This window comes from Rubrivivax soli, assembly GCF_049810355.1.
GTDB lineage: Bacteria > Pseudomonadota > Gammaproteobacteria > Burkholderiales > Burkholderiaceae_C > Rubrivivax.
In genome coordinates this window covers 1,147,986-1,165,853 of record NZ_CP187368.1, presented here as the reverse complement: position 1 = coordinate 1,165,853, position 17,868 = coordinate 1,147,986, and the positions used below count along the sequence as shown (strand labels likewise).

Here is a 17,868-nt window from a genome sequence, read left to right as displayed (position 1 = left end):
GGCAAGTCAACTTGACACTTTGGCGACGCCACATGGATCGATCCTGACACCGTCCGCCGGAGGCCAGACATGGACACCATGACACGCATCGAGCATGCATTGCGGGCGGCCATGGCCATCGGCGAAGCGCCAGGCGCACCGCCGCGACTGGCTGCCGCGATGCGCCACGCCGTGTTCCCGGGCGGCGCGCGCATCCGCCCGCAGCTGTGCCTGGCCGTGGCGCGCGGCTGCGGCGACAGCGACCCGGCACTTGCCGATGCCGCCGCGGTGTCCATCGAGCTGCTGCACTGCGCCTCGCTGGTGCACGACGACCTGCCGTGCTTCGACGATGCGCCCACGCGCCGTGGCCTGCCCTCGGTGCACAGCGCCTACGGCGAGCGCCTGGCGGTGCTGGCCGGCGACGCGCTGATCGTGCGCGCGTTCCAGACGCTGGGCCTGGCCGGCGCGCGGTCGCCGCTGCGCATGGTGCGCGTGATGGGCACCATCGGGCCGGGCGTGGGGATGCCGTTCGGCATCGTCGCCGGGCAGGCCTGGGAATGCGAGCCGCGCGTGGCGCTGTCCGACTACCAGCGTGCGAAGACCGGTGCGCTGTTCGCCGCCGCCACCGCTGCCGGTGCCGAAGCCGCCGGCGCCGACGGCGACGCCTGGCGCGCCCTGGGCGAGTGGCTGGGCGAGGCCTACCAGGTGGCCGACGACATCCGTGACGTGATGGCCGACCCCGCCGTGCTCGGCAAGCCGATCGGCCGCGACGTGGCGCTGGGTCGCCCGAGCTCGGCCATCGAACAAGGCCTGCTGGGTGCGCTGGAGCACTTCGACCGGCTGGTGGCCTGCGCCATCGAGGCCGTGCCACCGTGCCGCGGCTCGGCGCAGCTGCGCGAGCTGGTGCGCATGGAGTCCGAGCGCCTGGTGCCCAAGGCGTGGAGCGTGCAGATCACGCGCGACCACGCCGTGGCCACGCACAAGGCGGCGGTCCGCCGCCCGAGCGCGCCGACGACGGCACCCTGACCGGCGGCCCGCGACATGCAGCACCAAGGGTCCTTGCAGCCGTCCGCCGACCCGCAGCGCGCGCCCGGCTGGGCGGAACGCCTGCGCGACTGGCGCAACCGCGTCGTCGCGCGGCCGGGTTTCCAGCGCTGGGCGGCGGCCTTCCCGCTCACGCGGCCGGTGGCGCGGGGCCAGGCCGCCGAGGTCTTCGACCTGGTGGCGGGTTTCGTCTATTCGCAGGTGCTGCTCGCCTGCGTGCGGCTGGGCGTGTTCGAGCTGCTGGCCGACGGCGCGCTGGCGCAGGCCGAACTGGCCGAGCGGCTGCGGATGTCGGAAGAGGGCGTCGAGCGGCTGGTCGCCGCCGCAGCGGCGCTGGAACTGCTGGAGCGCCGGCCGGGCGCCCGCGTGGCGCTGGGCCGCCTGGGTGCGCCGCTGGTGGGCAACCGCGCGCTCACGTCGATGATCGAACACCACGCCACGCTGTACGCCGACCTGCAGGACCCGGTGGCGCTGCTGCGCCGCGAGGGTCGACCGGCGATGGCGGGCTACTGGCCCTATGCCGCGGTCGACGGCGGCAGGTCGCCGGCAACGCTGCCGGCCGAGCGCGTGGCCGAGTACTCGGCACTGATGACCGCGTCGCAGCCGATGGTGACGCAGGAGGTGCTGGACGCCTACCGTTTCGACCGCCACCAGGTGCTGCTTGACGTGGGCTGCGGTGAAGGCAGCTTCGTCACGGCCGTGGCGCGCCAGGCGCCGCACCTGCAGCTGATGCTGTTCGACCTGCCGGCGGTGGCCGAACGGGCGCGCCTGCGCCTGCTGCAGTCCGGGCTGGCGTCGCGGGCCAGCACCTTCGGCGGCGACTTCTTCGCCGACGAACTGCCGCGCGGCGCCGACCTGGTCTCGCTGGTGCGCGTGTGCTTCGACCACCCGGACGAGCGCGTGCTGCGCCTGCTGCAGGCCGTGCGCCGCGCCTTGCCCGACCACGGGACGCTGCTGCTGGCCGAGCCGATGTCCGGGGTGCCCGGCGCCGAGGCCATGGGCGACGCGTACTTCGGCTTCTACCTGCTGGCCATGGGCCGCGGCCGGCCGCGGTCGGCCGCGCACCTGGGCCGCCTGCTGCACGCAGCAGGCTTCGCCAGTGTGCGCTCGGTGCCCACGCGCATGCCGCTGCAGAGCGGCCTGCTCGTCGCGCGCTGCGCGAAGGCGTAAACCCTGAGCAATGAACTGTCAAAAGGCATTGACACCTCAAAGCGTCAAGTTAAGATGACACTCAATGCACACCACGACGTCAACCCCAGCCGACAGGCCGCTCCCTCGCCTGACGGTCTTGGCGGCCCTGGCGTCCGTGGCGTCCTCGGCAAGGAGGCCCGCATGAAGACCATGGCCATCGTGCTCGAACAGCCCGAGCACATCGCGTTCAGCCGGCTGGACCTCACGCCGCCCGGCGCCGACGACCTGGTCGTCGACATCGACTACAGCGGCATCAGCACCGGCACCGAGAAGCTCCTGTGGAACGGCCGCATGCCGGCGTTCCCCGGCATGGGCTACCCGCTGGTGCCTGGCTACGAGTCGGTGGGCCGGGTCGTCGCCGCCGGCCCCGCCGCGCACCACCGCGTCGGCGAACGTGTGTTCGTGCCCGGCGCCCGCTGCTACGGCGAGGTGCGCGGCCTGTTCGGCGGCGCCGCGTCCAAGATCGTCGTCGGCGATAGCCGCGTCGTGCCGGTGGCCGACGCGCTGGGTGAAGAAGCCGTGCTGCTGGCGCTGGCCGCGACGGCGTACCACGCGGTGTCGGGCGGCGGCAAGCGCACGCCCATCGTGCCGCCCGACCTGATCGTCGGCCACGGCGTGCTCGGCCGCCTGCTGGCGCGCATGACGGTGGTGGCCGGCTACGCGCCGCCCACGGTGTGGGAGACCAACCCGCAGCGCGCCGCCGGAGCCGACGGCTACCCCGTCGTGCATCCCGACGCCGACGCGCGCCGCGACTACCGCGCCATCTACGACGTGAGCGGCGATTCGCAGATCCTCGACCGGCTCGTCACGCGCCTGGCGCCCGGCGGCGAGATCGTGCTGGCGGGCTTCTACACCGAGCCGCTGCACTTCGCGTTCGCGCCTGCCTTCATGCGCGAAGCGCAGATCCGTTGCGCCGCCGAGTGGCAGCGCCCGGACCTGCTGGCGGTGAAGGAACTGGCCGAGACCGGCCGCCTGTCGCTGGCCGGCCTGATCACGCACCACGACGAACCCCTGCATGCCGACGCCGCATACCGCACCGCGTTCGGCGACCCCGACTGTCTGAAGATGGTCCTCGACTGGAGAAGTTGTCAATGAGCACCACTGCCGCATCGCCAGTCCTCTTCATGCGCGACGAGCGCCTGAAGGCCGAGGCTGCCATCGAGCCCGATCCGGTGCCCACGTCGCCGGCCGCCAAGACCACCCAGATCATCGCGATCTACGGCAAGGGCGGCATCGGCAAGAGCTTCACGCTGGCCAACCTGAGCTACATGATGGCGCAGCAGGGCAAGAAGGTGCTGCTCATCGGCTGCGACCCGAAGAGCGACACCACCAGCCTGCTGTTCGGCGGCAAGGCCTGTCCGACCATCATCGAGACCAGCAGCAAGAAGAAGCTCGCCGGCGAAGCAGTCGCCATCGGCGACGTGTGCTTCAAGCGCGACGGCGTCTACGCGATGGAGCTCGGCGGGCCCGAGGTCGGCCGCGGCTGCGGCGGGCGCGGCATCATCCACGGCTTCGAGACGCTCGAGAAGCTGGGCTTCCACGACTGGGGCTTCGACTACGTGCTGCTCGACTTCCTGGGCGACGTGGTCTGCGGCGGCTTCGGCCTGCCGATCGCCCGCGACATGTGCCAGAAGGTCATCGTCGTCGCCAGCAACGACCTGCAGAGCCTGTACGTCGCCAACAACGTCTGCAGCGCGGTCGAGTACTTCCGCAAGCTCGGCGGCAACGTCGGCGTTGCCGGCATGGTGATCAACCGCGACGACGGCACCGGCGAAGCCAAGGTCTTCGCCGAGCATGCAGGCATCCCGGTGCTGGCCACCATTCCCGCCAACGACGACATCCGCCGCAAGAGCGCCAGCTACGAGATCATCGGCCGTCCCGGCACCGCCTGGGCGCCGCTGTTCGAGGAGCTGGCCACCAACGTCGCGATCGCGCCGCCGGTGCGCCCGAAGCCGCAGACGCAGGACCAGCTGCTCGGCCTGTTCAGTGCCGAGGTCACCGGGCGCGACTTCAAGATGGAGCCGGCCACGCTGTTCGACATGGTGGGCAAGACCGAGATCGTCAAGCCGACGCTCGAAGTGGTCTACGACGCGGCCTGACCATGAGCGCCGCACCGAACGTTCCCCAACCCGCCGCGCTCGAAGGCGACGGACTGGGCTGCCACAGCGGCCGCGACACCATGCTCGCGGCAGCCCAGGCGGCGGGCAAGAGCGAGACGCTGCAGCAGTACGCCCGCGACTACCCGCTGCCCGAAGGCGCCGGCCCGCACGACCAGCCGCAGAGCATGTGCCCGGCCTTCGGCTCGCTGCGCGTGGGGCTGCGCATGCGCCGCACCCACACCATCCTGAGCGGCAGCGCCTGCTGCGTCTACGGGCTCACGTTCACCAGCCACTTCTACGGCGCGCGCCGCAGCGTCGGCTACGTCCCCTTCAACAGCGAGAGCCTGGTCACCGGCAAGCTGTTCGAGGACATCCGCGAGGCCGTCTTCAAGCAGGCCGACCCGGCGCAGTACGACTCGGTGGTCGTCATCAACCTGTGCGTGCCCACCGCCAGCGGCGTGCCGCTGCAGCTGCTGCCGAAGGAGATCAACGGCGTGCGCATCATCGGCATCGACGTGCCCGGGTTCGGCGTGCCCACGCACGCCGAGGCCAAGGACGTGCTGGCCGGCGCGATGCTGAAGTACGCCCGCGGCGAGGCCGAAGCCGGCCCGGTGACCGCGCCGCGCACCGGTGTCTCCGACAAGCCCACGGTCACGCTGCTGGGCGAGATGTTCCCGGCCGACCCGGTGGGCATTGGCATGCTGCTGGAGCCCATGGGCCTGGCCGCCGGCCCGGTGGTACCGACCCGCGAGTGGCGCGAGCTGTACGCCGCGCTCGACTGCGCCACGGTCGCTGCGATCCACCCGTTCTACACCGCCAGCGTGCGCGAGTTCCAGGCCGCCGGCCGCAGCATCGTCGCATCGGCGCCGGTGGGGCACGACGGCACCGAGGCCTGGCTGCAGGCCATCGGCCAGGCCACCAACACGCCGCAGGCACTGATCGACGCGGCCAAGAACAAGTGGCTGCCGGCCATCCGGGGCGCGCTGGCGCGCACGCCGATCCGCGGCCGCGTCACCGTCAGCGGCTACGAGGGTTCGGAGCTGCTCGTCGCGCGCCTGCTCATCGAGAGCGGCGCCGAGGTGCCGTACGTGGGCACCGCCTGCCCGAAGACGCCCTGGAGCGCCCCCGACCTGGAATGGCTGCAGGCGCGCGGCGTGCACGTGCAGTACCGCGCCAGCCTCGAGCAGGACATCGCCGCGGTGCGCGAGTTCCGGCCCGACCTGGCCATCGGCACCACGCCGGTGGTGCAGGCGGCCAAGCAGGCCACGATCCCGGCGCTGTACTTCACCAACCTGATCTCGGCGCGGCCGCTGATGGGCGTCATGGGCGCCGGCTCGCTGGCCCAGGTGGTCAACGCCGCCATCGGCAACAAGGCCCGCTTCGCGCAGATGCGCGCCTTCTTCGGCGAGGCCGGGCAGGGCGACCAGGCCGGTGTCTGGAGCGACAAGCCCGTGCTGCGCCCCGAGTTCCGTGCCGAAACCCAGCGCCAGGTCATCAAGATGATGAAGCGGCGCAAGGCCGAGGAGATGGTGTAGTGGCCGCGCTCAATTACGTCATCGACCACGACCGCGCCGGCGGCTACTGGGGCGCCGTCTACGTCTTCACGGCCATCAAGGGCCTGCAGGTGGTGATCGACGGCCCGGTGGGCTGCGAGAACCTGCCGGTCACCAGCGTGCTGCACTACACCGACGCGCTGCCGCCGCACGAGCTGCCCATCGTCGTCACCGGCCTGGCCGAGGAGCAGCTGGGCCGCGAAGGCACCGAAGGTGCGATGAAGCGTGCCCATGCCGCACTCGACCCCGACCTGCCCGCCGTGGTGGTGACGGGCTCGATCGCCGAGATGATCGGTGGCGGCGTCACGCCCGAAGGCACGACGATCGCGCGCTTCCTGCCGCGCACCATCGACGAAGACCAGTGGCAGTGCGCCAACCGCGCGATGTTCTGGCTCTGGACCGAATACGGCCTGCGCAAGGTGCCGCAGCGCACGCCGCTGGCCGAGCGCCCCGCCGGCGAGAAGCCGCGCGTGAACATCATCGGCCCGTGCTACGGCAGCTTCAACATGCCCAGCGACGTGGCCGAGATCCGCCGCCTCGTGGAAGGCATCGGCGCCGAGATCAATATGGTGTTCCCACTCGGCAGCCACCTGGCCGACGTGGCCAAGCTGGTCGACGCCGACGCCAACATCTGCATGTACCGCGAGTACGGCCGCATGCTGTGCGAGGCGCTCGAGCGGCCGTATCTGCAAGCACCCATCGGCCTGCACAGCACCACGGCCTTCCTGCGCCAGCTGGGCGACCTGCTGGGGCTGGACCCCGAGCCCTTCATCGAGCGCGAGAAGCACACCACGATCAAGCCGATCTGGGACCTGTGGCGCTCGGTCACGCAGGACTTCTTCGGCACCGCGAACTTTGGCGTCGTCGCCGGCGAGACCTACGCCCGCGGGCTGCGCCACTTCCTCGAGGACGAGCTCGGCCTGCCCTGCAACTTCGCGATCTCGCGCACCGCAGGCAACAAGACCGACAACGAGGCCGTGCGCAAGCTCGTGCACTCGCAGCCGCCGCTGGTGCTGTTCGGCAGCTACAACGAACGCATGTACCTGTCGGAACGCTCCGGCGGGCACGGGCCGAAGCCGGCCTACATCGCGGCCAGCTTCCCCGGCGCCATCATCCGGCGCGCCACCGGCACGCCGTTCATGGGCTACGCCGGCGCCACGTACGTGGTGCAGGAGTTCTGCAACGCGCTGTTCGACGCGCTGTTCCACATCCTGCCGCTGGGCAGCGATCTCGACCGCGTCGACCCGACGCCCGCGCGCCGCATCGAGGCCTGCCCGTGGGACGACGACGCGCAGGACCTGCTGACCGAACACCTGCAGACGCAGCCGGTGCTGGTGCAGATCTCGGCGGCCAAGCGGCTGCGCGACCGCGTCGAGCGCGAGACGCGCGCGGCGTCCGAACCACGTGTCACTGCGCAGCGTGTGCTGCAGGTGCTGCGCGAAGGGGTCACGGCATGACGCCGCGCCCGATCCACATGGTCCGCGGCACCGCCGCGGACGACCGAACGTCGTGGCACCTCGCCACGGCTGCCCATGGTGCGCGGGCTTTGTGCGCACGTGGCCGCAAGGCCAATCTCGGAGGACTTTTCCATGGCTGAGAGAAAAGGCTCGATTTCGGGCCTGACCGACGACGAGGCCCAGGAGTTCCACAGGTTCTACATCCAGGGGTTCGTGGGTTTCACGGCAGTCGCCGTGGTCGCCCACCTGCTCGTCTGGGTTTGGCGCCCCTGGCTCTGAACACCTGACGGTCTGACCGGACACAAGGGGAACGTGATGGCGACTATCGAAACGGTGATGCCCAAGGGCACGGCAGTAGAAACCTCCAGAGCCTTCTGGGTGATCTTCGTGCCGAGTTTTGCGGTATTTCTGGCAATTGCCCTCATCGGGCAAATGCTCGGTTGGCACTGGCGTTCCTGGTTGCCCGGGGCCGAAGGCGTGAAGTCGATTTTTGGCGGCGTCAAGGCAGCGGTTTATACCTTCATGTCGCACCTAACCTAGGAGCTTGGAATCATGTGGAGAATCTGGCGTTTGTTCGACCCCCTGCGGACGATGGTTGCCCAGGGAGTTTTTTTGTTCGGTGTCGCAGTGATGATTCACCTCATCCTGCTCAGCACGAACAAGTTCAACTGGCTCGATGGCCCGAAGAAGGCAACGGTGGCGTCGCAAAACGCCCCGATGCCGACGGCAGTGGCATCTCTGGCGGCGAAGTAATTCGCAACCCGCCTGAAACAGCGGGTGGGTTGCCGGGGCAACCCGCATCCCACCCGTCTGTGCAGACAAACTCGCCGCTCGGCACCTTCGGGTGCCCCGTCGGTTGGAGGAATACAAAATGGCAATGCTGAGTTTCGAAAGAAAGTACCGCGTGCGTGGCGGCACCCTCGTCGGAGGCGATCTCTTCGATTTCTGGGTGGGCCCGTTCTACGTCGGTTTCTTCGGCGTCACGACGGCATTCTTCACGTTTCTGGGCACGGCCATGATCCTCTGGGGGGCCTCGCAGGGGCCGACCTGGAATCTCTGGCAGATCAGCATCGCGCCGCCCGACCTGAAGTACGGCCTGGCGATGGCGCCGCTGCTCGAGGGGGGCCTGTGGCAGCTCATCACGGTGTGTGCGCTCGGCGCCTTCGTGTCGTGGGCGCTGCGCGAGGTGGAGATCTGCCGCAAGCTCGGCATGCAGCTCCACGTGCCGATCGCCTTCGGCATGGCGATCTTTGCCTACTTCACGCTGGTGGTGATCCGTCCGGTGCTGCTGGGGGCCTGGGGCCACGGCTTCCCGTACGGCATCTTCAGCCACCTGGACTGGGTGTCGAACGTCGGCTACCAGTACCTGCACTTCCACTACAACCCGGCGCACATGATCGCCATCAGCTTCTTCTTCACGACGACGCTGGCGCTGTCGCTGCACGGGGGCCTGATCCTCTCGGCGTCGAACCCGCCGCCGGGCCAGACCGTGAAGACGACGGACAGCGAAGACACCTTCTTCCGCGACGCGATCGGCTACTCGATCGGCTCGCTGGGCATCCACCGGCTGGGCCTGTTCCTGGCGCTGGCGGCGGTGTTCTTCAGCGCCGTCTGCATCCTGATCAGCGGTCCGTTCTGGACCCGCGGCTGGCCCGAGTGGTGGGGCTGGTGGCTGAACCTGCCCATCTGGTCGCAGTGGCCTCTGCGCTGAAGCCCACAAGGAGAGCACAACATGGCTGAGTACCAGAACCTCTTCACCACCGTGCGGGTCGCCGGTCCGGCGCACCTGGGCGTGCCGCTGGGCGAGGGCAACAGCCCGCGCACCGGCACCGAACCGATCCAGGTGCCGCTGTTCGCCCGGCTGGGCATGGCGCAGATCGGGCCCATCTACCTCGGGCCGCTGGGCATCGCATCGCTGTTCTTCGGCATGCTGGCCTTCAACATCATCGGCTTCAACATGCTGGCCCAGGTGAACTGGGACCCGGTGCAGTTCGTGCGCCAGCTGTTCTGGCTGGCGCTGGAGCCGCCGGCGCCGGCCTACGGGCTGTCGCTGCCGCCGCTGAACGAAGGTGGCTGGTGGCTGATGGCCGGCGCCTTCCTCACCGTGTCCATCCTGCTGTGGTGGGCGCGCATGTACACCCGGGCGCGGGCCCTGGGGATGGGCACGCACGTGGCCTGGGCCTTCGCGGCGGCGATCTGGCTGTTCCTGGTGCTGGGCTTCATCCGCCCGGTGCTGATGGGCAGCTGGGCCGAGGCGGTGCCCTTCGGCATCTTCCCGCACCTGGACTGGACGGCGGCGTTCTCGCTGCGCTACGGCAACCTGTTCTACAACCCGTTCCACGCGCTCAGCATCGCCTTCCTGTATGGCTCGACGCTGCTGTTCGCGATGCACGGCGCCACCATCCTGGCGGTCAGCCGCTTCGGCGGTGAACGCGAGCTGGAACAGATCGTCGACCGCGGCACGGCCTCGGAACGCGCCGCGCTGTTCTGGCGCTGGACCATGGGCTTCAACGCCACCACCGAGTCCATCCACCGCTGGGCCTGGTGGTTCGCGGTGCTGTGCCCGCTGGCCGGCGGCATCGGCATCCTGCTCACGGGCACGGTGGTCGACAACTGGTACCTCTGGGCGGTGAAGCACGGTGTCGCACCGGCCTACCCCGCCGTCTTCCCGGCGGTCGTGGACCCCGCCACCTTGCAGGGAGTGAAGCCATGATCGCGATCTCGCGCGTCTTCTCGCGCACCACGTTCACGTCGCTGGCCCTGGTGGGGCTGGCCATGCTGACCGGCTGCGAGCGTCCGCCCGTCGACACGGTGCAGCGCGGCTACCGCGGCACCGGCATGGAGCTGGTCTACAACCCGCGCACGCAGGCCGAGCTGATCCCGGCCAACCAGCCGCCGCCCAGCACGCCGCCTGCCCCCGCAGAAGGGCCGAAGGCGAAGGACATCTACAAGAACGTGCAGGTGCTGGGCGACCTGTCGATCGCCGAGTTCAACCGCCACATGGCGTCGATCACGCAATGGGTGTCGCCGGCGCAGGGCTGCAACTACTGCCACATCGGCGAGAACTTCGCCGACGACAGCAAGTACACCAAGATCGTGGCGCGGCGCATGATCCAGATGACGCAGCACGTCAACGCCGACTGGAAGGCGCACGTGGCCGAGACCGGCGTCACCTGCTACACCTGCCACCGCGGCAACCCGGTGCCGGCGAACATCTGGTTCACGGCCGAGCCGCAGGACAAGAAGAGCAACTTCATCGGCGACCTGGCAGGGCAGAACCTGGCGGCCAAGACCGTGGGCCTGAGCTCCCTGCCGTACGATCCGTTCACGCCATACCTGAAGGACGCGCTGCCGATCCGTGTCAACGGCACGACTGCGCTGCCCACCGGCAACCGGGCATCCACGAAGCAGGCCGAGTTCACCTACGGGTTGATGGTGCACATGACGCAGTCGCTGGGCGTGAACTGCACCTACTGCCACAACACCAACTCGTTCAGCAACTGGGAAGGCGCGCCGCCGCAGCGCGTGACGGCCTGGCACGGCATCCGCATGGCGCGCGACCTGAACACGCAGTACATGGAGCCGCTGACCAAGAACTTCCCGCCGGAACGCCTGGGCCCCACCGGCGACGTCGCCAAGGCCAACTGCGCCACCTGCCACAACGGGGCCTACAAGCCGCTGTACGGCGCGGCGATGGCCAAGGACTACGCCGGTCTCGTCGGCGCGGCCAAGCCGCCGCCGTTGCCGGCGCCGCTGGCCGAGGCGCAGCGCTCGGTGCTGTACTTCGGTGTCGGCTCGGCCACGCTCGAAGGCGAGCAGGCCAAGGGCCTGGCCCAGCTGATCACGGCGATGGCGGCTGCGCCCCGCAGCAAGGTGGCGATCTCGGGCTACCACTCGGCCGCAGGTGACCTGGCGCAGAACCAGGAACTGGCCAAGCAGCGGGCCTTCAGCGTGCGCGACGCGCTGCTGGCGGCCGGCATCCAGGAAGCCCGCGTGGTGCTGAGCAAGCCGGTGCAGGCGGAAGCCAACCTGGCGGGCGAGGACCCGGCAGCGCGCCGCGTCGAAGCGAAGCTGCAGTGAGCCCGCGGGCTGCCTGACCCGGGTGGCCCCGACATGCACATGCCGTCCGCCGCCACGCCGCATCTGAGCCCGAGGGTGGTGCAGGGCGGCGGTGCCGGCCCGGTGTCCACTCCCGCCCCGGCACCGGCAGCCCCTGGCGCTGCGGTGGCGCCGGGCGAGGTCGTGGTGCTGCTGCTGGTGGACGTGGCGCCGGCCTCCCGCCTGTGGGGCTACGCACGCTTCGTGCTCGGCCGCTGGCCGCTGCGCCACGTGCCGGGCCTGCGGTTCGCCAAGCAGCTGGGCAGCGGCTACGAGGGCGGCTTCGGCTTGCGCCCCAGCGGCACCCGACAGGGCCTGTTCCTCGTGTTCGACGGCGACGCGCAGGCCGAGGCCTTCGTGCAGGCCGCGCCGCTGCTTGCCAGCTACCGCCGCCATGCCCGTGAGCTGTGCGTGCTGAAGCTGGTGGCCACCAGTGCCCGTGGCAGCTGGTCGGGCCACGGCTTCGGCATCGGCGCCACGGCGCGTGCCGACGCGCCCGTCGCCGCGCTCACGCGGGCCTCGATCAAGCCATTGCAGGCGCTGCGCTTCTGGCGCATGGCACCGGCCGCGCAGGCGTCCCTGGAAGCGGCGCCGGGCTGCATCCTGGCGGTCGGCCTGGGGGAGGCGCCGCTGCTGCGCCAGGCCACGTTCAGCATCTGGACCAGCGTGCAGGCGATGGAGGCCTACGCGCGCTCGGGTGCGCACCTCGACGCCATCCGCGCTGCGCACCGTGGCGGCTTCTTCAGCGAGTCGGCCTTCGTGCGCTTCGTGCCGGTGTCGGTGCAGGGGCGCTGGAAGGGGCACACGCTTGGCTGAGCACCGCGTCGTCGTCGTCGGCGCCGGCATCGGCGGCCTGGTCAGCGCCTTGCTGCTGGCCAGCCGCGGGCTGCAGGTGACACTGGTCGAAGCCGGCGATGCGCCCGGCGGCAAGCTGCACCAGCAGCAGGTCGACGGCCAGGCCATCGACGGCGGCCCCACGGTGTTCACGATGCGCTGGGTGTTCGACCAGATCCTGCAGGAGGCCGGCAGCTCGGTGGCCGAACTGCTGCGGCTGACGCCGCTGTCGGTGCTGGCCCGCCACGCCTGGCGCGGCCACGACCGGCGGCTCGATCTCTTCGCCGACCGCGAACGCTCCACCGACGCCATCGGCGCCTTCTCCGGCGCCGCCGAGGCGCGGCGCTTCCGCGGCTTCTGCGACCAGGCGCAGCGGGTCTACGACACGCTCGAAGGCCCGTACATCCGCTCCGAGCGGCCCACGCTGCTCAGCATGATGGGCGACCTGGGCCCGCGCGGGCTGGGCGTGCTCGCCGGGCTGGGCCCGTTCGCGTCGATGTGGCGCGCGCTGGCGCGGCACTTCCACGACCCCCGCCTGCAGCAGCTATTCGGACGCTACGCCACCTACTGCGGCGCCAGCCCCTGGCAGGCGCCGGCCACGCTGCTGCTGGTGGCGCAGGTCGAGCAGGACGGCGTCTGGGCCATCGACGGCGGCATGCATGCGCTGGCACGCGCGGTGGCCGGCCTGGCCGAACGCCGCGGCGTGACGCTGCTGTACGGCCGCCGCGTGGCGCAGATCCTGGCGCAGGGCGGCCGGGCCAGCGGCGTGCGGCTGGCCGACGGCAGCACCCTGCCTGCCGACTCGGTGGTCTTCAACGGCGACGCGCAGGCGCTGGCCACCGGGCTGTTGGGCGACGCAACGCGGCCCGCGGTGGCGCGCACGCCGCCGGCGCGGCGTTCGCTCTCGGCGCTGACCTGGGCCGCGCACGTGCGCACGCAGGGCTTCCCGCTGCTGCGCCACAACGTCTTCTTCGACGACGACTACCGGTCCGAGTTCGACGACATCTTCCGGCACCGGCGCCTGCCGCAGCGCGGCACGGTGTACGTCTGCGCGCAGGACCGCACCGACGACGATCTTGTCGTTCCCAAGGGCCGCGAGCGTCTGCTGGCGCTGGTGAACGCCCCGGCCGACGGCGACCGCCGGCCCTTTGATGCTGCGGAGATCGACCCATGCGAGCAACGGAGCCTGGCCTTGCTGCGCGACTGCGGCCTGACCTTGGAATGGACGCCGCAGCAGGTGCTGCGCACGACGCCGGCCGACTGGCACCGGCGTTTCCCGGCCACGGGCGGCGCGCTGTACGGGCCGGCGACCCACGGCTGGATGTCGTCGTTCCAGCGACCGTCGTCGACGACGCGGCTGCCGGGGCTGTACCTGGCCGGGGGCAGCGTGCACCCGGGGCCGGGCGTGCCGATGGCCGCGATGAGCGGCCGGCTGGCGGCCGCGACGCTCTTGGCGCACCTCGATTCGACCAGCCGGTCGCACCGGGTGGTTATCTCTGGTGGTATGTCGACGCGCTCAGCGACGATGGCCGGCACGGGCTGACGCTGATCGCCTTCGTCGGCAGCGTCTTCTCGCCGTACTACGCCTGGGCCCGCGCGCGCGACGGCGCGCAGGTCGACCCCGAGAACCACGTGTGCCTGAACGTGGCGCTGTACGGCGACTGCCGGCGCTGGACCATGACCGAGCGCGGCCGCCGCCACGGCCGGCGCAGCGAGCGCGACTTCGCCATCGGCCCCAGCCACCTGCACTGGGACGGGCATTCGCTGCAGATCGAGATCGACGAGGTGGGCATGCCGCTGCCGCAGCGCGTGCGCGGCCGGGTGCGCGTGTGGCCGCAGGGGCTGAGCCGCTTCGTCACGCCGCTGGACGACGGTGGACGCCACCGCTGGGGGCCGATCGGGCCGGTGAGCCGCGTGGAGGTCGACTTCGAGCAGCCGGACCTGCACTGGCGCGGCCATGCCTACCTCGATTCGAACGAGGGCGACGAGCCGATCGACCGGCCGTTCGCGCTGTGGGACTGGTCGCGCTCGGCCATGGCCGACGGCAGCACCGCGGTGATCTACGACGTGCGCCAGAAGAGCGGCGTCGACCGCGTGGTGGCGCAGCGCTTCGCGCCCGACGGCAGCAGCCAGCCTTTCGAAGCGCCGCCGCGCCAGGATCTGCCGGGCTCGCTGTGGCGCATTCCGCGCGCGATGCGCAGCGCGTCGGACGCGCCCGCGGCGCGGGTGCTGCAGACGCTGGAGGACACGCCGTTCTATGCCCGCTCGGTGGTCGATTCCAGCCTGCTGGGCGAGCGCGTGACCTCGTTCCACGAATCGCTGCTGCTGCCGCGCGTGGTGCGCTGGCCGGTGCGGCTGATGCTGCCGTTCCGCATGCCGCGGCGGAGTTGAAGCCGGACTAGGGCCTGTTAACACAACCGCAGGCCGTCAGCGATCAGCGCGAAGCTGATGAAGGCGATGAACATGACGTCGAGCTTCTCGAAGCGGGAGAAGATGCGGCGGTAGCCCTTGAGCCTGCGGAACAGGCGCTCTACCTCGTTGCGACGCTTGTACATCGCCCGGTCGTATTCCCATGGCTCGATGCGCGTGCTGAGTGGGGGCACGACGGGGACGAAGCCCAGATCGAGCGCAAGCTGCCGAGTCTCGTTGCCCTCGTAGGCGCGGTCCATGATCAGGTGAAGAGGACGATTGGGCGGCCCCAGCCGCTTCAACAGCTCTCGTCCCTCGGGTGCATCGTGCGCCTGGCCTGGCGACAGCGAGAACGTTATGGCCGTGCGTGCGTCCGCAGCGAGGAGGTGGATCTTGGTGTTCCAGCCACCGCGGGACTTGCCGATAGCCTGCGGACCGTTTTTTTTCGAGCACCAGTGCCGTCCGGGTGCACCTTCACGCTGGTGCTGTCCAGGCAGACGGACTCGATCTTGATCTGCACGACCTGCGCACGCTGCAACTGCTCAAACGCCTTGTCGAGCACGCCGGACTTGGCCCAGCGGCTCATGCGCGTGTAGATCGTGTGCCAATTGCCAAACCGCTTGGGCAGACCGCGCCACTTGCAGCCGTGCTCGGCCACGTAAAGGATTGCGTTAAGCACTTGCAGATTCGACAGGCTGACGTTGCCTCGCTGGCGGGGCAAGCAGTGTTCGATCTGGGCAAACTGCGCTGCGGTGATCTCCATGGCCGCAGTGTCAAGACAATGCGGCTTCGGCGCAATTAGTGTTAACAGGCCCTAGTGCAGCTTGTCGTCGGGCGGCCGGCGGTCGAAGCTGCGCGGGCGGTAGACGTTGCCTTCGCGCTCGACGACGGCGCGGCGGGCGCGTTCGATGGCCTGCGCAGCGGCTTGCTGCGCGGCCTGGCGTTCACGCTGCCGGTGCGGCAGGTGGCGCAGGCGCTGCCACTGCAGGCGCAGCCAGGCACGCACGAGCGCACGACGGCGCGCGCCGATCGCCATGTCCAGCAGCAGCAGCAGGCAGACGGCGAGCCCCAGGCCCGCCAGCACGTTCACGACCATGCCGGCAATCTAGCGCAGATCGGGGGGCTGTGTCCGTGCGGCGGGCGGCGCCGGCGCCGCGAGCGCGGCATCCTGCGCAGCTGGCGTGGTGGCCGCCGCCTGCGCTTCCTGTTCGGCACGCTCCGCACGTTCGCGGCGCGTCCGTTCCTGGTCGCGCTTGACCGAGCGCAGCTGCCACCATCCGAAGGCGAGCGTGCCGCCGAAGATCAGCACCACCTCGATCAGCACGATCGGCCAGTTGCTGCCGCCGGCGTCCGCGGCCATGGCGTGCCGCGGCCTTCAGCGCGAGCGCTGCTGCTGCAGCTGGCGCTCGAAGAGGTCGAGCACCCAGACCATGCGGTCGTCGAACCGGCCGCTGGGCACCAGCGGCAGAGGTTCGGGGCGCGGCGCCAGGTCCACCAGGTACTGGATCGCCGGCAGCGGCGGCAGCACGGTCGCGGGCTTGCCGGGCGTGAACCACGCGGCGCCGCTGGCCTGCGCCATCAGCGCCAGCTTGCGCGACTTGCGCACGACCACGCGGCGGTTGACCGAGTCCAGCCCCTCGCGTTCGAGCTGCACCCCGATCTCGGCGTAGACCAGCCGTGCGGCGCGGATCGCCGGCCGGCAGTCGCGCGGCAGCGCGGCGATGCCGTGCTCGGCACGGGCGTACAGCGTCTCGGCCTCGCGCAGCAGGCGCTGCACCACGGCGGCGATGCGGCCGTCGAAGACCGGCTTGCGCAGCCAGGGTTCGGTGTCGATGCCGGCCTCGGCCATCCAGCGCCGCGGCAGGTACAGGCGGCCGTTGCGGGCGTCCTCGCCGACGTCGCGGGCGATGTTGGTCAGCTGCATCGCCACGCCCAGCTCGCAGGCGCGTGCCAGGGCCTGGTGGCTGCGCGTGCCCATCACCAGCGCCATCATCGCGCCGACTGCGCCAGCCACGCGCGCGGCGTAGTCGTGCAGCTCGTCCAGGGTCTCGTAGCGGCGGCCCTGGGCGTCCCACAGGAAGCCTTCGAGCAGGGCGTCGAGCAGCTCGCGCGGGATCTCGTGCCGGCGCACCGCACAGGCCAGCGCCCGGTCGGCGTCGATGTCGGCCGGCGTGCCGGCGTAGATGCCGTCCAGGCGCTCGCGCAGCGCCACCATCGCCGCGTGGGCATCGTCGCCCAGGTCGATGGCGTCGTCGGCCAGGCGGCAGAAGGCGTACAGCGCCGTGGCCGGCGCGCGCACGCGGGCCGGCAGCAGCAGCGACGCCGCGAAGAAGGACTTGGAGCCGCCGCGCATCAAGCGCCGGCAGGCCTGCAGATCGTGGCCGGGGTCAGCGTGCATGGAGCAGGATGTCCTCGTTGTCGGGCCGGGCGGCCGCGGGTTCGGGGGTCGGCTGGCGCATCGCCCAGCGCCACAGCGCGGTGCTGGGCAGCGGCAGCACCAGCAGCCAGTGCTCCAGGATCGCCAGCGCCAGCATCGTGGTCACGAGCACCAGGCCCACGGCTTCGGCCGCGGGCGCCTGCAGCGCGGCGGCGACCATCATCGCGGCCACCGCGGTGGCGGCCGTGACCGACAGCGGGAACAGCAGGTTCATCTTGCGGCGGCGGAAGAAGCTCTGCAGGTACTTCAGGTGCGGCGGCAGGAACTCCTCGCTGAGGTTGCGCACGCCCAGGAACAGGTTCAGCTTGGCGCTGGTGCGCATGGTCCAGAGCACGGCGAAGGTCCAGGTGCCGACCTGGTTCGGCGCGTTCCAGGTGATGGCCACGATGGCCGCGCCCATGGCCAGGATGCCGATCTCGTGCCACAGGATGGCAGCGACCGCCTGGCTGAAGCGCGGCCAGCCGGTCAACCCGGCAGGCGACGCGATCTTGCGCGGCCCGGTCAGCCAGCCCGTCAAGAAGGTCAGCTCGTGCCAGCCCCAGACCAGCAGTGCGCAGGTGAAGGCGCAGTAGGCCGCGGCCTCGGTGGTCTGGCTGGCGGTGTGGGCCAGGCCGAGCAGGGCGCCGCCGGCCAGCAGCGACGACAGCACGATGCTCCAGCGGAACGTGGTGCGCGGCAGATTGTCGAGCAGCAGGATCAGCCCGGTGCTGAACCACCAGATGAAGATGGCGAAGACCGCGGGCAGCAGCAGCGTGGTCATCGTGCAG

20 protein-coding genes and 1 pseudogene are annotated in these 17,868 nt (G+C 70.6%); 15 read left to right on the top strand and 6 right to left on the bottom strand.

The window, feature by feature from the left end; all coding sequences use genetic code 11:
* Window positions 1–69: 69 nt before the first annotated feature.
* The 15 genes from ACPOLB_RS05155 to ACPOLB_RS05085 all read left to right on the top strand — a co-directional run bounded on the left by ACPOLB_RS05155 (window position 70) and on the right by ACPOLB_RS05085 (window position 14,646).
* Complete coding sequence (locus ACPOLB_RS05155; protein WP_425260247.1) at window positions 70–1,005, top strand: polyprenyl synthetase family protein; 936 nt, start codon at window positions 70–72, stop codon at window positions 1,003–1,005.
* A gap of 33 nt (window positions 1,006–1,038) precedes the next feature.
* Window positions 1,039–2,193 carry a methyltransferase gene (locus tag ACPOLB_RS05150; protein ID WP_425260246.1) on the top strand — a complete coding sequence of 385 codons (1,155 nt, stop codon included), beginning with the start codon at window positions 1,039–1,041 and terminating at the stop codon, window positions 2,191–2,193.
* 162 nt (window positions 2,194–2,355) lie between these two features.
* Window positions 2,356–3,309 (top strand): chlorophyll synthesis pathway protein BchC, encoded by a 954-nt coding sequence (bchC, locus tag ACPOLB_RS05145; protein WP_425260245.1) that lies wholly within the window; start codon window positions 2,356–2,358, stop codon window positions 3,307–3,309.
* Window positions 3,306–4,313, top strand: coding sequence for a chlorophyllide a reductase iron protein subunit X (locus tag ACPOLB_RS05140; protein WP_425260244.1), 1,008 nt, complete (start codon window positions 3,306–3,308; stop codon window positions 4,311–4,313). The genes bchC and ACPOLB_RS05140 overlap by 4 nt, the downstream gene beginning before the upstream one ends.
* A gap of 2 nt (window positions 4,314–4,315) precedes the next feature.
* Window positions 4,316–5,848 carry a chlorophyllide a reductase subunit Y gene (gene bchY, locus ACPOLB_RS05135; RefSeq protein WP_425260243.1) on the top strand — a complete coding sequence of 511 codons (1,533 nt, stop codon included), beginning with the start codon at window positions 4,316–4,318 and terminating at the stop codon, window positions 5,846–5,848.
* On the top strand, window positions 5,848–7,323 hold the full coding sequence (bchZ, locus tag ACPOLB_RS05130) for a chlorophyllide a reductase subunit Z (RefSeq protein WP_425260242.1): 1,476 nt from the start codon (window positions 5,848–5,850) through the stop codon (window positions 7,321–7,323). Before bchY ends, bchZ begins: the two co-directional genes overlap by 1 nt.
* A gap of 132 nt (window positions 7,324–7,455) precedes the next feature.
* A complete protein-coding gene (gene pufB / locus ACPOLB_RS05125) occupies window positions 7,456–7,602 on the top strand; it encodes a light-harvesting antenna LH1, beta subunit (RefSeq protein WP_425260240.1) in 147 nt (48 codons plus the stop codon).
* Between the two features lie 36 nt (window positions 7,603–7,638).
* The gene (locus ACPOLB_RS05120) at window positions 7,639–7,863 is read left to right on the top strand and encodes a hypothetical protein (protein WP_425260239.1); all 225 of its coding nucleotides are present in this window, start codon (window positions 7,639–7,641) and stop codon (window positions 7,861–7,863) included.
* Between the two features lie 12 nt (window positions 7,864–7,875).
* Window positions 7,876–8,076, top strand: coding sequence for a light-harvesting antenna LH1, alpha subunit (gene pufA / locus ACPOLB_RS05115; protein WP_425260238.1), 201 nt, complete (start codon window positions 7,876–7,878; stop codon window positions 8,074–8,076).
* A 118-nt stretch (window positions 8,077–8,194) separates the two neighbouring features.
* On the top strand, window positions 8,195–9,034 hold the full coding sequence (gene pufL / locus ACPOLB_RS05110) for a photosynthetic reaction center subunit L (RefSeq protein WP_425260237.1): 840 nt from the start codon (window positions 8,195–8,197) through the stop codon (window positions 9,032–9,034).
* A 21-nt stretch (window positions 9,035–9,055) separates the two neighbouring features.
* Window positions 9,056–10,036, top strand: a complete 981-nt coding sequence (gene pufM, locus ACPOLB_RS05105; protein WP_425260236.1) for a photosynthetic reaction center subunit M — start codon at window positions 9,056–9,058, stop codon at window positions 10,034–10,036.
* Window positions 10,033–11,403, top strand: coding sequence for a photosynthetic reaction center cytochrome PufC (gene pufC, locus ACPOLB_RS05100; RefSeq protein ID WP_425260235.1), 1,371 nt, complete (start codon window positions 10,033–10,035; stop codon window positions 11,401–11,403). The genes pufM and pufC overlap by 4 nt, the downstream gene beginning before the upstream one ends.
* Window positions 11,404–11,436: 33 nt before the next feature.
* The gene (locus ACPOLB_RS05095) at window positions 11,437–12,237 is read left to right on the top strand and encodes a spheroidene monooxygenase (RefSeq protein ID WP_425260234.1); all 801 of its coding nucleotides are present in this window, start codon (window positions 11,437–11,439) and stop codon (window positions 12,235–12,237) included.
* Entirely contained in the window at window positions 12,230–13,798 is a 1,569-nt protein-coding gene (gene crtD / locus ACPOLB_RS05090; RefSeq protein WP_425260233.1) for a 1-hydroxycarotenoid 3,4-desaturase CrtD, read from the top strand. The genes ACPOLB_RS05095 and crtD overlap by 8 nt, the downstream gene beginning before the upstream one ends.
* An 89-nt stretch (window positions 13,799–13,887) precedes the next feature.
* Window positions 13,888–14,646: a carotenoid 1,2-hydratase gene (locus ACPOLB_RS05085; protein WP_425260232.1), complete on the top strand. Its 759-nt coding sequence runs from the start codon at window positions 13,888–13,890 to the stop codon at window positions 14,644–14,646.
* A 17-nt stretch (window positions 14,647–14,663) separates the two neighbouring features.
* Here ACPOLB_RS05085 and ACPOLB_RS05080 read toward each other — a convergent pair whose 3' ends face one another.
* The 6 genes and pseudogenes from ACPOLB_RS05080 to puhE all read right to left on the bottom strand — a co-directional run bounded on the left by ACPOLB_RS05080 (window position 14,664) and on the right by puhE (window position 17,861).
* Window positions 14,664–15,161 (bottom strand): IS5 family transposase, encoded by a 498-nt coding sequence (locus tag ACPOLB_RS05080; RefSeq protein WP_425261868.1) that lies wholly within the window; start codon window positions 15,159–15,161, stop codon window positions 14,664–14,666.
* Between the two features lie 110 nt (window positions 15,162–15,271).
* Window positions 15,272–15,427: pseudogene (locus ACPOLB_RS05075) on the bottom strand (transposase); the annotation flags it as partial.
* Between the two features lie 51 nt (window positions 15,428–15,478).
* Window positions 15,479–15,760 (bottom strand): hypothetical protein, encoded by a 282-nt coding sequence (locus tag ACPOLB_RS05070; RefSeq protein WP_425260231.1) that lies wholly within the window; start codon window positions 15,758–15,760, stop codon window positions 15,479–15,481.
* A 9-nt stretch (window positions 15,761–15,769) separates the two neighbouring features.
* Complete coding sequence (locus ACPOLB_RS05065) at window positions 15,770–16,024, bottom strand: hypothetical protein (RefSeq protein WP_425260229.1); 255 nt, start codon at window positions 16,022–16,024, stop codon at window positions 15,770–15,772.
* Between the two features lie 15 nt (window positions 16,025–16,039).
* Window positions 16,040–17,062 (bottom strand): phytoene/squalene synthase family protein, encoded by a 1,023-nt coding sequence (locus ACPOLB_RS05060; RefSeq protein WP_425260228.1) that lies wholly within the window; start codon window positions 17,060–17,062, stop codon window positions 16,040–16,042.
* Complete coding sequence (puhE, locus tag ACPOLB_RS05055; RefSeq protein ID WP_425260227.1) at window positions 17,052–17,861, bottom strand: putative photosynthetic complex assembly protein PuhE; 810 nt, start codon at window positions 17,859–17,861, stop codon at window positions 17,052–17,054. The genes ACPOLB_RS05060 and puhE overlap by 11 nt, the downstream gene beginning before the upstream one ends.
* Between the last annotated feature and the right edge of the window lie 7 nt (window positions 17,862–17,868).

Coding starts and splice junctions, on each gene's coding strand:
- ACPOLB_RS05155 (WP_425260247.1), top strand. CDS start 70: ATGGACACCATGACACGCATCGAGCATGCATTGCGGGCGGCCATGGCC.
- bchC (WP_425260245.1), top strand. CDS start 2,356: ATGAAGACCATGGCCATCGTGCTCGAACAGCCCGAGCACATCGCGTTC.
- ACPOLB_RS05140 (WP_425260244.1), top strand. CDS start 3,306: ATGAGCACCACTGCCGCATCGCCAGTCCTCTTCATGCGCGACGAGCGC.
- bchY (WP_425260243.1), top strand. CDS start 4,316: ATGAGCGCCGCACCGAACGTTCCCCAACCCGCCGCGCTCGAAGGCGAC.
- pufB (WP_425260240.1), top strand. CDS start 7,456: ATGGCTGAGAGAAAAGGCTCGATTTCGGGCCTGACCGACGACGAGGCC.
- ACPOLB_RS05120 (WP_425260239.1), top strand. CDS start 7,639: ATGGCGACTATCGAAACGGTGATGCCCAAGGGCACGGCAGTAGAAACC.
- pufA (WP_425260238.1), top strand. CDS start 7,876: ATGTGGAGAATCTGGCGTTTGTTCGACCCCCTGCGGACGATGGTTGCC.
- pufL (WP_425260237.1), top strand. CDS start 8,195: ATGGCAATGCTGAGTTTCGAAAGAAAGTACCGCGTGCGTGGCGGCACC.
- pufM (WP_425260236.1), top strand. CDS start 9,056: ATGGCTGAGTACCAGAACCTCTTCACCACCGTGCGGGTCGCCGGTCCG.
- pufC (WP_425260235.1), top strand. CDS start 10,033: ATGATCGCGATCTCGCGCGTCTTCTCGCGCACCACGTTCACGTCGCTG.
- ACPOLB_RS05095 (WP_425260234.1), top strand. CDS start 11,437: ATGCACATGCCGTCCGCCGCCACGCCGCATCTGAGCCCGAGGGTGGTG.
- ACPOLB_RS05070 (WP_425260231.1), bottom strand. CDS start 15,760: ATGGTCGTGAACGTGCTGGCGGGCCTGGGGCTCGCCGTCTGCCTGCTG.
- ACPOLB_RS05065 (WP_425260229.1), bottom strand. CDS start 16,024: ATGGCCGCGGACGCCGGCGGCAGCAACTGGCCGATCGTGCTGATCGAG.
- ACPOLB_RS05060 (WP_425260228.1), bottom strand. CDS start 17,062: ATGCACGCTGACCCCGGCCACGATCTGCAGGCCTGCCGGCGCTTGATG.
- puhE (WP_425260227.1), bottom strand. CDS start 17,861: ATGACCACGCTGCTGCTGCCCGCGGTCTTCGCCATCTTCATCTGGTGG.